Source organism: Tsukamurella sp. DT100 (assembly GCF_049844855.1).
GTDB lineage: Bacteria > Actinomycetota > Actinomycetes > Mycobacteriales > Mycobacteriaceae > Tsukamurella.
This window is the reverse complement of sequence record NZ_JBNCLV010000002.1, coordinates 5,609-18,799: the sequence shown is the minus strand read 5'-3', so window position 1 is coordinate 18,799 and position 13,191 is coordinate 5,609. Positions and strand designations below refer to the sequence as shown.

Below are 13,191 nucleotides of genomic sequence, written 5' to 3'. Positions count from 1 at the left end.
CGTCGTCGCGGCCCGTGCGTTCCCGCCCCGTCAGCGCGGCCCGGCGGCGAGGGCGCGCATCGACGCGCGGACCTCGGGGGTGTTCTCCAGGACGCACATCATGTGGTCGGTCGGCTCCCCGTTGAAGATCCGGAAGTCGCGCCGCGTGCCGATGCGCTCCATCCCGAGCGCGGCGACGAGGTGCGCCGGACGCCCCTTGGTCTCCACACCGGGCGCGACGATGCGCTCGAGCCCGTACTCCGGGGCGAAGACCCGGTCGATCACGTTGGCGAGCCCCCAGGGAACGAGCGTTCCGGGCGAATCGGAGACCCACGCGGACAGCTCCCCGGCCCGGGTAACGGGGTCCACCCCGCAGAGACCGACCTCGCCGACCACGCGCGCCGGCTTTCCCGCGGCGTGCTCGACGATGACCAACGCGTACCGCGTCCGCCGCAGCGATCCGACGGCGGTATCGGCGAACCACTCCACCCACGCCATCGGGGAGTGGCACTCCTCCCAGGTGCGGTCCGGGCGCTTGAACGCCGGCGCCAGCCGGCGTTCGTTGGCCAGCCGGATGGTGCGCCACGACGCGTAGTCGGTGAGCCGCACCCGGCGCAGCTCGAACTCGCGGCCGTCGAAGACACCGCGTGCTCCGGCCCCGGACTTCCTTCTGGCCAGCACCGACGCGGTCGGATTTTGCATTGCCGAATCCTATCCCGACACCGCGGCACGTAACGCCCGAACCCGACGTCACCCGCGCCCACCGGAACATCGAGGGACGGCGGAGGAAGCCCCGTGCGCAGCGGATAATCTGAGCGCACCATGACCACCCGCGCGTCGCTCCGCACCACGCTGACCGAGCTCGTCTCCGCGTGGTGGTTCGGCGGCCCCACGTACGACGAGCGGATCACCTACCTCCGCAACCGCTCGCTGCTGGGGCTCATCCGCGCCGCCGTGAGCATCTGCGCGTTCCTGCTCGGGCTGATGTCCATCGGACTCCTGATCAACATCGCGCCGCTCTCGACCCCGGTGCAGGTGCGGCTGGTGGTGTGCGCCGTCGTCGCCGCGTTCTGGGCCGTCCGGTGGCAGGTCGGCCCGCTGCCGGGGGCGCGGGAGGCGGCGGTCTTCGTCGCCACCTCAATCATCGCGATCTACGGCGCTCGGCGCAGCACGACCCGGTGGGCGTCGCCCTCGGCGTCGCGAGCCTCGCGATGATCGCCACGTTCGGCGCGCTGATCCTCACGACCCGGTGGTTCGTCGTGAGCATGGTGCTGGTCGCGGCGGCGATCGCCGCGACCGCGCCACCCATCGCCGCCGTGCACGGCATGTTCAACTCCGGGCTCGCCTCGGCGATCCTGGCCGGCGCGACCATCGGCGTGCCCGGGACGATGCAGTTCGGCATGACCTTCTCCTGGCTGGACACCGCCGAGGCCGGCACCGACCCGCTGACCGGCATCCCCAACCGCCGGGGCCTCCGCACGCGCTGGACCACGTGGGCGATGCGACGGTCCCCGTCGGCGGAGCACGTCGGCGTCCTCGTCCTGGACCTCGACCACTTCAAGGAGATCAACGACGGGCGGGGCCACGCCGCCGGCGACGAGGTCCTGGTGCACGTGGCCCGCGTGCTGCGCGTCGAGGGCGCCGCGGACGACGCCGTCATCGCCCGGCTCGGCGGCGACGAGTTCGCGCTGCTCGTGATGGGCCGCAGCACGCAGGAGTGCCTCGACCTGGGCGACCGGATCCGCCGGGCCGTGGCCGGCGACGCCGGCGTGACCACCAGCATCGGGGTCGCCGTGGACGAGCATCCCGACGTCGACGCCTCCCTGCTCACGGCGCTGCTCGAGGACGCCGACCGGGGGATGTACGAGGCGAAGCGGACCCGGGACGCGGTGGTCCTGGCCTCCTGACCCGACGGTGCGGCACCGTCGGGCCCGGCGGTCCGTCAGTCGCGGACGAGGCCCGGCAGGCGCCGGGTCATGATCTCCTCGGCGTCGGCGACGACCTTGTCGACGACGGCGGCGACGGTGTCGACCTCCTCGACGAGGCCCTGCGTCTGGCCGGCCCACCACATCCCATCCTCCATGCGGCCCTCGGTGAGGACGTTGGCGCGGCCCCGCGCGCCGGAGGCGAGCTCGGCGACGTCGTCGAAGCTCGCGCCGGGACGCTCGCCGATCTCGACGATCTGCTCGGAGATCGTGTTCCGCACGACGCGGGCGGTGTTGTGGAAGTTGCGGAAGACGAGCACGGTGTCGCGCTCGGAGTTGGCGACGATCTGATCCTTGACGTTCTGGTGGATCGGCGCCTCGACGGTCGCCATGAAGCGGGTGCCCATGTTCACCGCGTCGGCGCCGAGGGCGAGCGCCGCGGCGAGTCCGCTGCCGGTCGCGATGCCGCCCGAGGCGATGACGGGGATGCTCAGCTCGCGCACCGCGGCGGGGATCAGGATGAGGCCGGGCACGTCGTCCTCGCCCGGGTGACCGGCGCATTCGAAGCCATCGATGCTGATCACGTCGACGCCCTTGCGCTCGGCGGAGAGGGCGTGGCGCACGCTGGTGGCCTTGTGGATGACCTTGACGCCGGCGGCCTGGAAGTCGGGCAGGTGCGGCGCGGGGCTCGACCCCGCGGTCTCGACGATCTTGATGCCGGACTCGACGATCACCGCGCGGTACTCGTCGTAGGGGACGGGGTTGATCGTGGGCAGGATCGTCAGGTTCACGCCGAAGGGCTTGTCCGTGAGGTCCTGGGTGCGCTTGATCTCCGCGGCCAGGGCCTCGGGGCTCGGCTGGGTCAGCGCGGTGAGGAAGCCCAGCGCGCCGGCGTTGGCGACGGCCGAGATGAGCGGGGCGGTGCCCAGGCCCGTCATGCCGCCGCAGACCACGGGGTGGTCGATGCCGAACATCTCCGTGATGCGTGTGCTGATCATGCTCGGTCGTGGTCCTCTCGATGGGGGCGGTGAACCCTCACAGTCTGGACGAAACGGGCGACGCGCGCCATGGTTCGGCGTCCCCCTCCCGCGCGGGTCCGACGGTGCGCGGGCACAACGGATCCGACGGTGTCGTCGGGCGCGGCTCAGGACTCGGCGGCGCGGGCGGCCGGCGACGTGGCGAGGTACGCGACGGCCTGCGCGGTCGACCCGATGGACGCGGGGTCGAAGCTCGGCTTGAAGTAGACGAGCGTGAACTTGATGACGCTGCGGATCTTGGGCAGCAGGCCCTTGTGCGAGGCCTTGAGGTACTCCCACCACAGGCGCGGGTAGGAGTAGCTGAAGTGCGGGTCCTTGCGCAGCATGTAGCCCGACGAGCGGTGCAGGGTGAGCCCCAGGAAGAAGACGATGGTGAGCATCGCCCGCACGCGGTGCAGGTAGCCGGGGTCGAAATAGTTCGCCACGTCGTGTGCGACGGACCGGTGCTCAACCTCCTCGGCGCCGTGCCAGCGACAGATGTCGGCCATCACGGGGTTCACGTCGTACTCGTCCCAGGTGTTGTTCAGCGCGAACACCCCGAGGATGGCGGTGTAGTGCTCGATCCCGGCGATGAGCCAGAGCCGCTGCACCATGTCGTTGTACTGCGCGCGGTCCGACCGGTAGCGGCGCGGGGCGAGGATCTTGCGGAAGGTGTACTCCATCTGCCGCGCGAGCGGCTCGGTCTCGATGCCGCAGCGCCCGAGGTACTCCGACAGAGCCCGATCGTGGGACTCGGCGTGCATCGCCTCCTGGCCGATGAAGCCGCGCATGGTGCGGGCGAGGTTCTCGTCCTTCACGTACGGCAGCGCCTCGGTGTAGACCTCGCAGAACCACCGCTCGCCCTCGGGGAGGATCACGTGCAGGATGCTGCTGACGATGTCGCTGGCCACCGGCTGCCCGGGGATCCATTCCAGCGGGACGTCGTCCCAGTCGAATTCGACGTTGCGGGCGTGGATCTCCACGCCGACCGGTTCGACCGACGCCGCGTTCTTGCCGGCCTTGTTGCTGAGGGACACCATGCTCGACTCCAGCCTGTCGGAGAGATTCGTACAACGATGTAGGAACTGATCCGAAGTCTGGTGCGCCCTCAGTGATATGTCAAGCGTCGATTTCTATCACTTCGCCGGGGGCCCCGCGGTGAGGTCCGCCGAGTCGGCGAAGAGCAGGTCGCCGGCGGTCGTGAGGACGGCCCACCGTCGGGCGGGCTCGGCGATGCGCTCCCCGTCGTACTCGGTGGCGACGGGGGTGAAGTCGCCGAAGTCGTCGACGATGCGGCCCGCGGACTCGCGGTCCGAGCCGGCGAACGCGACGACCTCCGTGCCGACCTCGAGCGCGGGATCGACGGTCGCCGCGGCCGCGTCCGTCGTGGCCTCGGGGTCGGGGGTGACGGTCTCGGTCTTCGACCTGCGCATGGCGTTCGTGCCTTCCCTGGGGGCTGCTCGGCCCGGGTGCGGAACCCGGTTCCGACGGTCCGCGGTGCTCGCCGCCGGCTGCTCGACGGAATATCGATCGTGCAGCTATCAGTCGCTGATGGCGATCTTCGAGGAGAAGATAAGCACACTCCACGCGTTGGTGGAACCTCGTACACCAGCGGTCACGCGAAATCCCCCGAAATTCGTCCGAATTCGGACACCACCGCCCACCGGCGTTCCGCACACGCTGCGATTGCGCAGGTCAGGGCGCCGGGGCCTTGCGTTCGCGACGGGACCGTGATTGCCTGGCCCCAGCGCCGCATGCCGGCGCCGCGGTTCCTGTCCCGTCCGGGGATCGCCTCCACTCCCGTCAGGGCGGCCACGAGGCCGCATGTTCCGACACATCCCCCTCCGCCCGCGCCGTCCACATCCCGTCGTGGGGCTGTGGCTGGTCTTCTTCGTCAACGGCGCCGTGCTGTCCAGCTGGGCGCCGCGGATCCCCGAGGTCAAGGACCGGCTCGCCCTCTCCGACGCCGCGCTCGGTGCCGCGCTGTTCGGCGTCGCCGCGGGCTCCCTGCCCGCGCTGCTCCTGACCGACCGGCTCCTGCGCCGCGTCGACGGCCGCCTCGTCTGCCTGGCCTCCGGGGCCGCCTTCGCCGCGGGGCTCCCGGCGATCGCCGCGACGACGGGGCCGGTCGGCCTGGGCCTGGTGCTCGCTGCGCTCGGCGCGGCGTCCGGCGTCCTCGACGTCGCGATGAACACCGCCGGCATCGAGTACCAGCGGCGACGCGCGGGCGTGCCCGTCATCGCGCGCCTGCACGGGGGCTACAGCCTCGGCGTGCTGTGCGGCGCGGCGGGCGGCGCCGCGGCCGCCGGGGTCACCGTGGCCGGTCAGTTCACCGCCGTCGCCGGCGTCCTACTCGTACTGCTCGCCGCCGCCGGCCGGCACGTCCCGCGGTCCGCCGCGCGCGGCACCGTCGGGACGGCCAGCGTCGGGACGGGCAACGTCGGGACGGACACCGGCGGTCCCGTCGCAGCGCCGCGCACGCCCCTGGTGCGGGCGATCACGCCGGCCGTCGCGGCGGTGGCGGTCGCGGGGCTGCTGCTCGAGGGCATGCTCGCGGACTGGTCGGCGCTGCTCGTCGCGCGGGATCACGGCGCGGGGAACGCCATCGGGGCGACGGTCGTCGTCGCGTTCAGCCTGGCCATGTTCGTCTCCCGCTCGGCGGGCGACCTGATCGTCCCGCTGTTCGGGGCGCGGCGCTGTCTCCTGCTCGCGGCGCTCGGCGGGAGCGCGGGCACCGCCGTCGGGCTGGTCGCTCCGGGGTGGATCGCGACGTACGCCGGCGTGGTGGTCGTCGGCCTGTTCCTCGGGCCGGTGTTCCCGCTCGCGATCGGCGCCGCGGCGGCGCGGTCGCCGGGCTCCGCGGCGCGCGCCACGGCCGCGGTGAGCGCCGTCGGCTACCTCGCCCACCTGGGCGGGCCGCCCCTCGTCGGGGTCCTCGCGCGGCCCCTTCGGGCTGCCCGGGGCCGTCGCTCTGCTGGGGGCCGCCGCGGGCGCGGCGCTCGCCGCCGGGGCCTTCCGCCCCGCCGTCCCGCCGACTCCCCGTGAGCGGCGCCGGAATGCGCGATGATCGACGGGGCTGTCCGGCTTGTGCGCACGCAACCGGGCCCGCGTGGACGACGGAGGCGACGATGAAGGCTCGATGGATGCTCCTGCCCGTGCTGGGCGCTGCGGGCACCGCCGCGGGATCGGCCGCGGGACGCATCCGCGCCCTGCGCGGCGTGGCGCCCGGGCTGCGGCACCCCGCCGCCGCGATGATCCCCTCGATCGGGCCCGTCTCGCTCAAGGCGGTCCGGGCGGCGCGCGGACCGTCGGGCATGCCGACGCGGGGCGGCGTCACCGTGACGCACCACGATGTCGACGGTGGGCAGGACGTCTACGTCTACACGCCCGCGGCGCCGAACGGCGGTGCGCTGCTGTGGATCCACGGCGGCGGCACGATCATCGGCGCGCCGGAGATCGACCACCAGCGGTGCGTGCGGATGGCGCGGGACACCGGCGCGATCGTGGTGAGCACGCGGTACCGGCTGGCGCCCGAGCACCCGTTCCCCGCCGGGCACGACGACTGCTTCGCGGCGCTGCGGTGGCTGCACGACGGTGCCGCCGAGCGCGGGATCGATGCCGCACGGATCGGCGTCGGCGGGGCCAGCGCGGGCGGCGGACTCGCGGCGGGTGTGGTGCAGCGCGCCGTCGACGAGGGCCTGCCCGTGGCCTTCCAGCTACTGGTCTACCCGATGCTCAACGACCGCACCCCGACCCGCCCGGCCGATCGCCGCGGCACGCTCGTGTGGACGCGGCGCTCCAACGCCTTCGCCTGGGACGCCTACCTCGGCGCCGGGCACGCCGAACGGGAGGTGCCCGCCTACGCCGCGCCGGCGCGCCGCACCGACCTCGCCGGCCTGCCACCCGCATGGATCGGCGTCGGCGACCTGGACCTCTTCCACGACGAGGACGTCGACTACGCGCGCCGGCTGGAGGCAGCCGGGGTTCCCGTCGAACTCCTCGTGGAGCCGGGGATGTACCACGCCGCGGACATCCTGGCCGCCCGCGCGACGTCGATGCGGGCCTTCACCCGCGCCGCGATCGGCTCCACCGGAACGCATCTCGCGCCGCGCGGGTAGGCCCTTCGCGCTACTCGTGCACGACGGTCTTCGTCGCCTCGCCGTGGACGTGCTCGGCGACGATGCGATCCGCCCGGTCCAGGGGCCCGGTGTGCGTGATGACGTCCTGCGGGCGCAGAGCGCCGGTGCGCAGCAGCTCGAGGACCGCGGGGATGTGGGCCCGCGCGTGCGAGCGGCCCAGCTCGTAGCGGACGTTGCGGCCGTACATCAGCGCGGTCGGGATCGGGCTCGACCGGCTCAGGCTCGACAGGGAGACGCACGTGCCGTCGGGCGCGGTACGCCGGATCGCGAGCCCGGCGCCCCGTCGGTCGCCGGTGCTGTCCACCACCAGGTCAGCCGGCGGGAGCGAGCGCACCGCGGAGGGTTCGTGGGCGAGCAGGCCCAGGCCGGCGGCGTGCCGGCGGACGTGCGCGCGGCGATCGATGAGGTGCACCCGGCGGGCGCCGAGCGCGAGGGCGGTGAGGCCGGCGTACAGCGCGACGCTGGCGCTGATCGGCGGCCGCCGCCCGATCTCGCTGAGGATCAGGACGTCGGCGTCGGGATCGCGGGCGAGCAGGCCCGGCAGGTGCGGCGCGACACCGCGGTAGCCGTCGACGACGTTGTCCGCCACGGAGGCCGCGGCGACCGAGTCGACACCGTCGGGCAGCGGGACCAGCATGCCGTCCGCGAACGGGACCGTCAGCAGGTCCGAGAGCGCGCCGCCCCAGTGGCCCCCGACGACGCCGAAGCCGTACATCGAGATCGGCGGGACGCGAAGGCAGTTCGCCGTGAGGCCCGCCGCGCAGGACCGGCAGGCGCCGCAGCTGATCTGGAAGGGCACGACGACGCGGTCGCCGGGCCGCACCGTCGTGACGCCCTCGCCGACGTCGACGACCTCCGCGACGCATTCGTGGCCGAAGTGGAAGGGCAGCGGGAAGGGCGTGCGCCCCAGCGCCATCGCGCGATCGAGGTCGCAGCTGGCGACCGCGATGGGGTGGACGACTGCGGCGCCGGGCCCGGGCGGGGGTGGCGCCGGGACGTCGCGCCACCGCATCCGCCCGCCGGGCGAGGCGACGAGGGCCCGCATCGTCGGTCCTCCGCGCCGACGGTGCCGGATTCGGTCCGCAGCGGCGGACCGCAACCTCGTGAGGCGTTCCGCGGCACCGCGTTCCAGTGCCACGCGCGCGGCGGGGATCGCGGTCCCGGCGGTCGCGACCCCGGCGAGATGGCGCGCCGCGCCGCGCGGACGGTGCCGCGGGCCGGCGGGATAGAGGTAGGCGTGCGCCGCCGGTGTCGGGACCGCGGCCGACGGGGCCCGCTCGCTCACGCCCGTCCCCCGCGCCGCGCGGCACGCGCCAACAGGCGGGGGATGGTGACCAGGTGGAACGGGAGCACGACGGCCCAGACGAGTCGCGCCGCCGGGTTCGCGAACTCGACCGTCGTGGACCACGAGACCAGCTCGCCGTCGACCTGCACCACGTTCCGCGCGGCGATCAGCCCCGAGTCCTGCTCCAACACCAGGAGGTCGCCCTCGTCGGCGCGGATGCGCCAGCCGAGGACATGCCCGGGTCCGGTCCGCGGGCGCGACCGGAGCCGCAGGACGGTGCGCCAGCCGAGGAGCAGCACCGTCGGCATCGGGGCGGGGGCGTCCTCGAAGACGGAGCGCGCCCACTGCTGCGCCGTGCGATCGTCGCCGGGGCGTCGCGCGACGGCGAACGTGTAGGTCGCATCGGCGCCGGCGACCCCGGCCGACCGGGTTCGCGCGGGCGGTTCCGCGCGTCGTGCCACCGTGTCTGCCATCGCGCACTTCCTTCGTCGCGGCGAGCCGGATACCGGAGTCTCGATACGTCTCGTAACATACTGACGCGACGGTATGTGGTCAAGGTCACCGTCGGGGCGAGAGCTGGGAGGCGGGCGCGTGGACGGCAAGGCATCGGAGCCGGCCGCGTCGAGGCCGGAACGGCGGACGCAGGCGCAGCGACGGGAGGCGACCCGCGCCGCCCTGATCGACGCCGCCCTCGACGTCTTCGCGCGGAGCGGCTTCCACGCGGCCTCGCTCGACGAGATCGCCGCCGCGGCCGGGATGTCGAAGGGCGCGCTCTATTACAACTTCGCGTCGAAGGAGGAGCTGTTCCTCGCGCTGCTGGAGGACCGGTTCCAGCGCATCCTCGACACCGTCCGCGCGAACGCCGACGGTGCGCAATCGGCCGCGCACCTCTTCGTCTCCGCCATCGAGGACATCCCCGGCTGGCTGCCGCTCTACCTCGAGTTCCTCGCCTACGCCGCGCGCACGCCGCGCGTCGCCGACGAGTACGCGCGACGGTTCCTCCGCGACTCCCGGCGACAGGTGGCCGAGACCCTCGAGCAGTTCTCCGCCGACCTCGCCGTCGACCTCCCGCGCCCCGCCGCCGAGCTCGCGGTGACCGTCGACGCGATCATGCTCGGTTTCACCATCGGCCGGCACTTCGACCCGGACACCCTCCCGGACGCCGTGCTCGACGACGCCCTGCTCCGCACCGTCCTCGGCCGGATCGGTTAGCCGGGACGGGCCCCTGCCCTCACCCCCGCGTCGCGGTGTAGGCGTCGCTGTCGGACGGCCCCGTTCCGGTGAGCATGATCAGGTCCGCCACCGCGTCGAGATCGACCTCGGGTGCCGCCGATCCCGAGTGCGCGAGCGTGATCACCGCGGCGAGGTGCGGCGATCCGTCGGCGTACGCGGTCACGTCGATCACGAGGATGTCGACGCCCGCCTTGACGACGTGCGACGTCAGGCGCGCCCCGAAGCCGACGCGCTGCCCGATCCGCAGCGGCCAGAGAACCGTGAACTGCTGCGCCGCGTGCACGATCCGGGAGAGGTTGCAGTTCGGGATCGCGCGACTGACCAGTGCGGCCGCGGCGTCGAACATGGGCGCGGCGAGGAGGGCGACGGGAACCGGGGTGTCGGCGGGCAGTACTCCCCGGGCGCCGAAGGGGACGTGGGGATCGCACACGGCCCGGGCGAACCCGCGCACCGCCTCCGCGCCGATCTCGTAGGCGTCGTCGAACCGGAGATCCCACTCCTCCGGGCGCGGGCCGTCCGGGAGGCTCGCCGGGGCGGTCATGAGCCGCTCCGCACGGAGTCGTCGATCCGGTCGGAGAGCCGCACGCGGCTGAGCCTTCCCACCAGGTAGCTCTCGATCGTCTCCGCACACGGGGCGTGCGAGCGCGCCGGCCTCGTCGACGCCGCGCCGACCACGGCCTCGCCGATCGCGATCCGCCAGATCCCGCGCACCGTCTCCGCCGCGTCCTCCTCGTCGAAACCGAGGGCGCGCACGCCGTCGGCCAGGTCCCGAAGGTGGACCCGAGTGAACTCCTCCACCCCGATGTACCCGTCGACGATCCCCGCGAGCGCCCAGGGCCGGGCCTCGAGGAAGCGCACCACCGCCACCGACGACTGCACGGCCCGGTCGAAGGGATCGTCCGACGGGTGCTCGCGCCGGTGGTCGGCCACGCCGCCGTGCCGGTTGAACAGGAAGTCGAGGAGCTCGTCCTTCGAGTCGAAGTAGTAGTAGATCCCCATGGGGCTCGCGCCGAGCCGGGCCGCGAGCCGGCGCATGGAGAAGTTCGCGTAGCCGTCGTGCGTGAGGATCTCGATCGCCGTCGCGACGATCTTGTCCCGGCTCATGCGGGGTGGTCTACCTTGGCGTGCCGTCGTGTCCATACGGTGGGCGCCTCCTGATCGGAAACATGGTCACCGATCATTCGGAGCCGATGTCCCCGCGGATGGGAGCGAGACAGATTGGCGACCGCCGGCACCTGTCCGTCAGTCCCACCAGAACGCCCAACGATCCGAGCGGGCCAGGGCCCGGCCGTAGTCCTCGAGCGTGAGCCCTCGAAGTTGTCCACGCAGAACGCGAAGTGCTCCGCCGCGAGAACTGTCCGTTGCTCCGCGCCCGTCGGGCGTCGCGCGACCTGGAGCACCATGGTGTCGACCCCGAGGGACACCAGCGTCGCGCCGAAGCGGTCCTCCCACGACCGCAGGACGGCGGTGACGTCCCCGCCGGTGAGCTGCGCGTTCGTCGCGCCCCACCAGCCGAGCGCCGCGGGCACGTCGGCCGGTCGCGCGACCGGGACCAGGAGAAGGCTGCCGCGCTCGGTGACGGTGAGCCGGTCAGGAGTCTGGTCGGGCCCCGGCTGAGCCGGAGCCAAGACGGTCACGGGCGGCGCGGGCGGGTCGTAGTCGGCGTCGGTGTAGACCGAGTTCGTCCGGCAGAGCCGATGGAAGACGGTCAGGGCATCGGGGACGTCGACGACCGGTCGCTCAGGCCCCGTCGACGACCACGGGGCGCTGAGGCCGCTCCACCCGGGTTCCGGGACGGCGAGCGGCCACAGCCCGGTCCGGGTGTAGGCGGCCGCCAGATCCCGGATCAGGCCGGTGAGTCTTTCCTCGCCGAGCAGCTCGGTCCCGATCCAGGCGACGGTATCGCCGGCCACGTTCGTGACGAGCTTCCCGGCCGGCAACGCCACGCCGCCGACCTCGCCGACGCCGGGCGCGGGCAGGGGCCCGGGGACGGCCCGGAAGACGCGGGCCGTCCGCGCACCGTCGTCGGCACCGCGGGATTGCTTGCGCAGACAGTCATCGGGGACCGGCACGCTGCTCGGGGAACTGCTCGGGGTGCTCCTCGCAGCACTCCTCGGGAAGTGCGGATCCGGCACCATCCGGCACCCGCTCAGGCAGAGCAGTCCGACGACCACGATCGAGGCGAGTCGCCCGATCCCGCCGCGGCGCCCGGACATCGCGCGGGATCGCCGCCCGTGCGGTTCGGGGCGCGCCGGCGGCGCGCCGGTCGAAAGAGGCATTCGCCGATCGTGCCGACTCGTGCCTGCCGCGGGCTGAAGGGACGCTTGCCCGGCGATCGCACGCGGCATTCTCGGACCGGCGGCAACGTCGACCGACTGTCGCGCAACGAAAGAACCCCGGGCCACGTACTCGTGACCCGGGGTTCTTCTCTCGTGTGGTGGTGGGCGAAGGGGGACTTGAACCCCCACGTCCCGAAGGACACTGGCACCTGAAGCCAGCGCGTCTGCCATTCCGCCACTCGCCCGAGCGACCGGAGAAGATTAACACGAGGCGACGCGGCCCGCGAAATCGGACCGCCACCTGGCACTCCGACCTTGCCGGGCCGTGGACATTCGTGCTACCAAAGGGACAGTTGGGACCAATGGGGTTACGCTGACTTCGCCGTGCCCCGATCGCGGCTATCATCATTGGTCAGTACATGCATCACGACACGCTGAGGAAGGGGGAAGTCGTTCCATGGGAATCCTGCAGCGGTTCGAGCGGAAGCTCGAGGGCGCGGTGGGCGACGGCTTCGCCCGCGTCTTCGGCGGCAAGGTGGTCCCCCAGGAAGTGGAGGCCGCTCTCCAACGCGAGGCTGAGGATCAGCTGCAAACCCTCGGAGACGGGGCGTACCTGGTACCCAACAAGTACGTCATCGCCGTCTCCCCCACCGATCAGGAGACCTTCGAGGCGGACCGCGAGCTCGCGATCCGTGCCTTCTCGAAGCACCTCGACGAATACATCCATGACAACGGCTGGCAGACTTATGGTGACGTGGTCGTGCACTTCGAGCAGTCACCAGGCCTGCACACGGGCCAGTTCCGGGCCCGCGGCACTGTGGATCCGGATGCAGTCCCCCAGAACCTTGTACCCCAGCGACCACCTGCAGAATCAGGAGCCGATTCGATGAGCAACAATCCCGGATACGACCAGGGACGGCACGGCGGCCAGTACGACCAGGGCGGCTACCAGCAGCAGCAACAGCCGGGGTACGACCAGCAGCAGGGCTACGGCCAGCAGCAGCCCGGGTACGACCAGAACTACGGCCAGCAGAACTACCAGCAGCCGGCCTACGGCCAGCAGGGCTACGACCAGCAGCCGGGGTACGACCAGGCCGGTTATCAGCAGCAGCAGCCCGCGTACGACCAGAACTACGGCCAGCAGAACTACCAGCAGCCCGGCTACGACCAGGGCTACCAGCAGCAGCCCGCGTACGACCAGAACTACGCGCAGCCGCAGCAGCCGGGGTACGACCAGGGCTACCAGCAGCAGCCCGGCTACGACCAGAACTACGGCCAGCAGAACTACCAGCAGCCCGGCTACGACCAGGGCTACCAGCAGCAGCCCGCGTACGA

Annotated in this window: 15 protein-coding genes and 1 tRNA gene; 6 read left to right on the top strand and 10 right to left on the bottom strand. The window is 72.5% G+C overall.

Features of this window, described 5'->3' with window-relative positions; all coding sequences use genetic code 11:
• Nucleotides 1–30: 30 nt before the first annotated feature.
• A complete protein-coding gene (locus tag ACLQ3K_RS03860; protein WP_425997164.1) occupies nucleotides 31–681 on the bottom strand; it encodes a GNAT family N-acetyltransferase in 651 nt (216 codons plus the stop codon).
• Between the two features lie 120 nt (nucleotides 682–801).
• Between ACLQ3K_RS03860 and ACLQ3K_RS03855 the strand changes: the two genes are divergently transcribed.
• The gene (locus tag ACLQ3K_RS03855) at nucleotides 802–1,194 is read left to right on the top strand and encodes a hypothetical protein (protein ID WP_425997162.1); all 393 of its coding nucleotides are present in this window, start codon (nucleotides 802–804) and stop codon (nucleotides 1,192–1,194) included.
• The gene (locus ACLQ3K_RS03850) at nucleotides 1,158–1,886 is read left to right on the top strand and encodes a GGDEF domain-containing protein (RefSeq protein ID WP_425997160.1); all 729 of its coding nucleotides are present in this window, start codon (nucleotides 1,158–1,160) and stop codon (nucleotides 1,884–1,886) included. The genes ACLQ3K_RS03855 and ACLQ3K_RS03850 overlap by 37 nt, the downstream gene beginning before the upstream one ends.
• 35 nt (nucleotides 1,887–1,921) lie before the next feature.
• Here ACLQ3K_RS03850 and ACLQ3K_RS03845 read toward each other — a convergent pair whose 3' ends face one another.
• The 3 genes from ACLQ3K_RS03845 to ACLQ3K_RS03835 all read right to left on the bottom strand — a co-directional run bounded on the left by ACLQ3K_RS03845 (nucleotide 1,922) and on the right by ACLQ3K_RS03835 (nucleotide 4,353).
• Nucleotides 1,922–2,902 (bottom strand): nitronate monooxygenase, encoded by a 981-nt coding sequence (locus tag ACLQ3K_RS03845; RefSeq protein ID WP_336669516.1) that lies wholly within the window; start codon nucleotides 2,900–2,902, stop codon nucleotides 1,922–1,924.
• A gap of 146 nt (nucleotides 2,903–3,048) precedes the next feature.
• Nucleotides 3,049–3,960 (bottom strand): metal-dependent hydrolase, encoded by a 912-nt coding sequence (locus tag ACLQ3K_RS03840; RefSeq protein WP_224644822.1) that lies wholly within the window; start codon nucleotides 3,958–3,960, stop codon nucleotides 3,049–3,051.
• A 96-nt stretch (nucleotides 3,961–4,056) separates the two neighbouring features.
• Nucleotides 4,057–4,353, bottom strand: a complete 297-nt coding sequence (locus ACLQ3K_RS03835) for a hypothetical protein (RefSeq protein ID WP_425997158.1) — start codon at nucleotides 4,351–4,353, stop codon at nucleotides 4,057–4,059.
• Between the two features lie 391 nt (nucleotides 4,354–4,744).
• Here ACLQ3K_RS03835 and ACLQ3K_RS03830 point away from each other — a divergent pair, with 391 nt between their 5' ends.
• Nucleotides 4,745–5,965: an MFS transporter gene (locus ACLQ3K_RS03830; protein ID WP_425997156.1), complete on the top strand. Its 1,221-nt coding sequence runs from the start codon at nucleotides 4,745–4,747 to the stop codon at nucleotides 5,963–5,965.
• Nucleotides 5,966–6,048: 83 nt separating this feature from the next.
• Nucleotides 6,049–7,038, top strand: coding sequence for an alpha/beta hydrolase (locus ACLQ3K_RS03825; protein ID WP_425997154.1), 990 nt, complete (start codon nucleotides 6,049–6,051; stop codon nucleotides 7,036–7,038).
• A gap of 10 nt (nucleotides 7,039–7,048) precedes the next feature.
• Here ACLQ3K_RS03825 and ACLQ3K_RS03820 read toward each other — a convergent pair whose 3' ends face one another.
• The gene (locus ACLQ3K_RS03820; protein ID WP_425997152.1) at nucleotides 7,049–8,344 is read right to left on the bottom strand and encodes an alcohol dehydrogenase catalytic domain-containing protein; all 1,296 of its coding nucleotides are present in this window, start codon (nucleotides 8,342–8,344) and stop codon (nucleotides 7,049–7,051) included.
• A complete protein-coding gene (locus ACLQ3K_RS03815) occupies nucleotides 8,341–8,817 on the bottom strand; it encodes a DUF2867 domain-containing protein (protein ID WP_425997150.1) in 477 nt (158 codons plus the stop codon). Before ACLQ3K_RS03815 ends, ACLQ3K_RS03820 begins: the two co-directional genes overlap by 4 nt.
• A gap of 118 nt (nucleotides 8,818–8,935) precedes the next feature.
• On the opposite strand from ACLQ3K_RS03815, the gene ACLQ3K_RS03810 reads away from it, so the two are divergent.
• Nucleotides 8,936–9,556 (top strand): TetR/AcrR family transcriptional regulator, encoded by a 621-nt coding sequence (locus ACLQ3K_RS03810; RefSeq protein WP_425997148.1) that lies wholly within the window; start codon nucleotides 8,936–8,938, stop codon nucleotides 9,554–9,556.
• 19 nt (nucleotides 9,557–9,575) lie between these two features.
• On the opposite strand, the gene ACLQ3K_RS03805 is transcribed toward ACLQ3K_RS03810, so the two are convergent.
• The 4 genes from ACLQ3K_RS03805 to ACLQ3K_RS03790 form a co-directional block, all read right to left on the bottom strand.
• Nucleotides 9,576–10,118, bottom strand: a complete 543-nt coding sequence (locus tag ACLQ3K_RS03805) for an FAS1-like dehydratase domain-containing protein (protein WP_425997146.1) — start codon at nucleotides 10,116–10,118, stop codon at nucleotides 9,576–9,578.
• A complete protein-coding gene (locus tag ACLQ3K_RS03800) occupies nucleotides 10,115–10,681 on the bottom strand; it encodes a TetR/AcrR family transcriptional regulator (RefSeq protein ID WP_425997144.1) in 567 nt (188 codons plus the stop codon). Before ACLQ3K_RS03800 ends, ACLQ3K_RS03805 begins: the two co-directional genes overlap by 4 nt.
• Nucleotides 10,678–11,856 carry a DUF4253 domain-containing protein gene (locus ACLQ3K_RS03795; protein ID WP_425997142.1) on the bottom strand — a complete coding sequence of 393 codons (1,179 nt, stop codon included), beginning with the start codon at nucleotides 11,854–11,856 and terminating at the stop codon, nucleotides 10,678–10,680. Before ACLQ3K_RS03795 ends, ACLQ3K_RS03800 begins: the two co-directional genes overlap by 4 nt.
• 159 nt (nucleotides 11,857–12,015) lie before the next feature.
• Nucleotides 12,016–12,101, bottom strand: a tRNA-Leu gene (locus tag ACLQ3K_RS03790).
• Nucleotides 12,102–12,313: 212 nt separating this feature from the next.
• On the opposite strand from ACLQ3K_RS03790, the gene ACLQ3K_RS03785 reads away from it, so the two are divergent.
• Nucleotides 12,314–13,191: DUF3662 domain-containing protein (locus tag ACLQ3K_RS03785; protein ID WP_425997140.1), on the top strand; the 878-nt coding region annotated here is incomplete at its 3' end.

Excerpts from the sequence above, each read along its gene's own strand:
- ACLQ3K_RS03860 (WP_425997164.1), bottom strand. The coding sequence starts at position 681 with ATGCAAAATCCGACCGCGTCGGTGCTGGCCAGAAGGAAGTCCGGGGCC.
- ACLQ3K_RS03855 (WP_425997162.1), top strand. The coding sequence starts at position 802 with ATGACCACCCGCGCGTCGCTCCGCACCACGCTGACCGAGCTCGTCTCC.
- ACLQ3K_RS03845 (WP_336669516.1), bottom strand. The coding sequence starts at position 2,902 with ATGATCAGCACACGCATCACGGAGATGTTCGGCATCGACCACCCCGTG.
- ACLQ3K_RS03840 (WP_224644822.1), bottom strand. The coding sequence starts at position 3,960 with ATGGTGTCCCTCAGCAACAAGGCCGGCAAGAACGCGGCGTCGGTCGAA.
- ACLQ3K_RS03835 (WP_425997158.1), bottom strand. The coding sequence starts at position 4,353 with ATGCGCAGGTCGAAGACCGAGACCGTCACCCCCGACCCCGAGGCCACG.
- ACLQ3K_RS03830 (WP_425997156.1), top strand. The coding sequence starts at position 4,745 with ATGTTCCGACACATCCCCCTCCGCCCGCGCCGTCCACATCCCGTCGTG.
- ACLQ3K_RS03825 (WP_425997154.1), top strand. The coding sequence starts at position 6,049 with ATGAAGGCTCGATGGATGCTCCTGCCCGTGCTGGGCGCTGCGGGCACC.
- ACLQ3K_RS03815 (WP_425997150.1), bottom strand. The coding sequence starts at position 8,817 with ATGGCAGACACGGTGGCACGACGCGCGGAACCGCCCGCGCGAACCCGG.
- ACLQ3K_RS03805 (WP_425997146.1), bottom strand. The coding sequence starts at position 10,118 with ATGACCGCCCCGGCGAGCCTCCCGGACGGCCCGCGCCCGGAGGAGTGG.
- ACLQ3K_RS03800 (WP_425997144.1), bottom strand. The coding sequence starts at position 10,681 with ATGAGCCGGGACAAGATCGTCGCGACGGCGATCGAGATCCTCACGCAC.
- ACLQ3K_RS03795 (WP_425997142.1), bottom strand. The coding sequence starts at position 11,856 with ATGCCTCTTTCGACCGGCGCGCCGCCGGCGCGCCCCGAACCGCACGGG.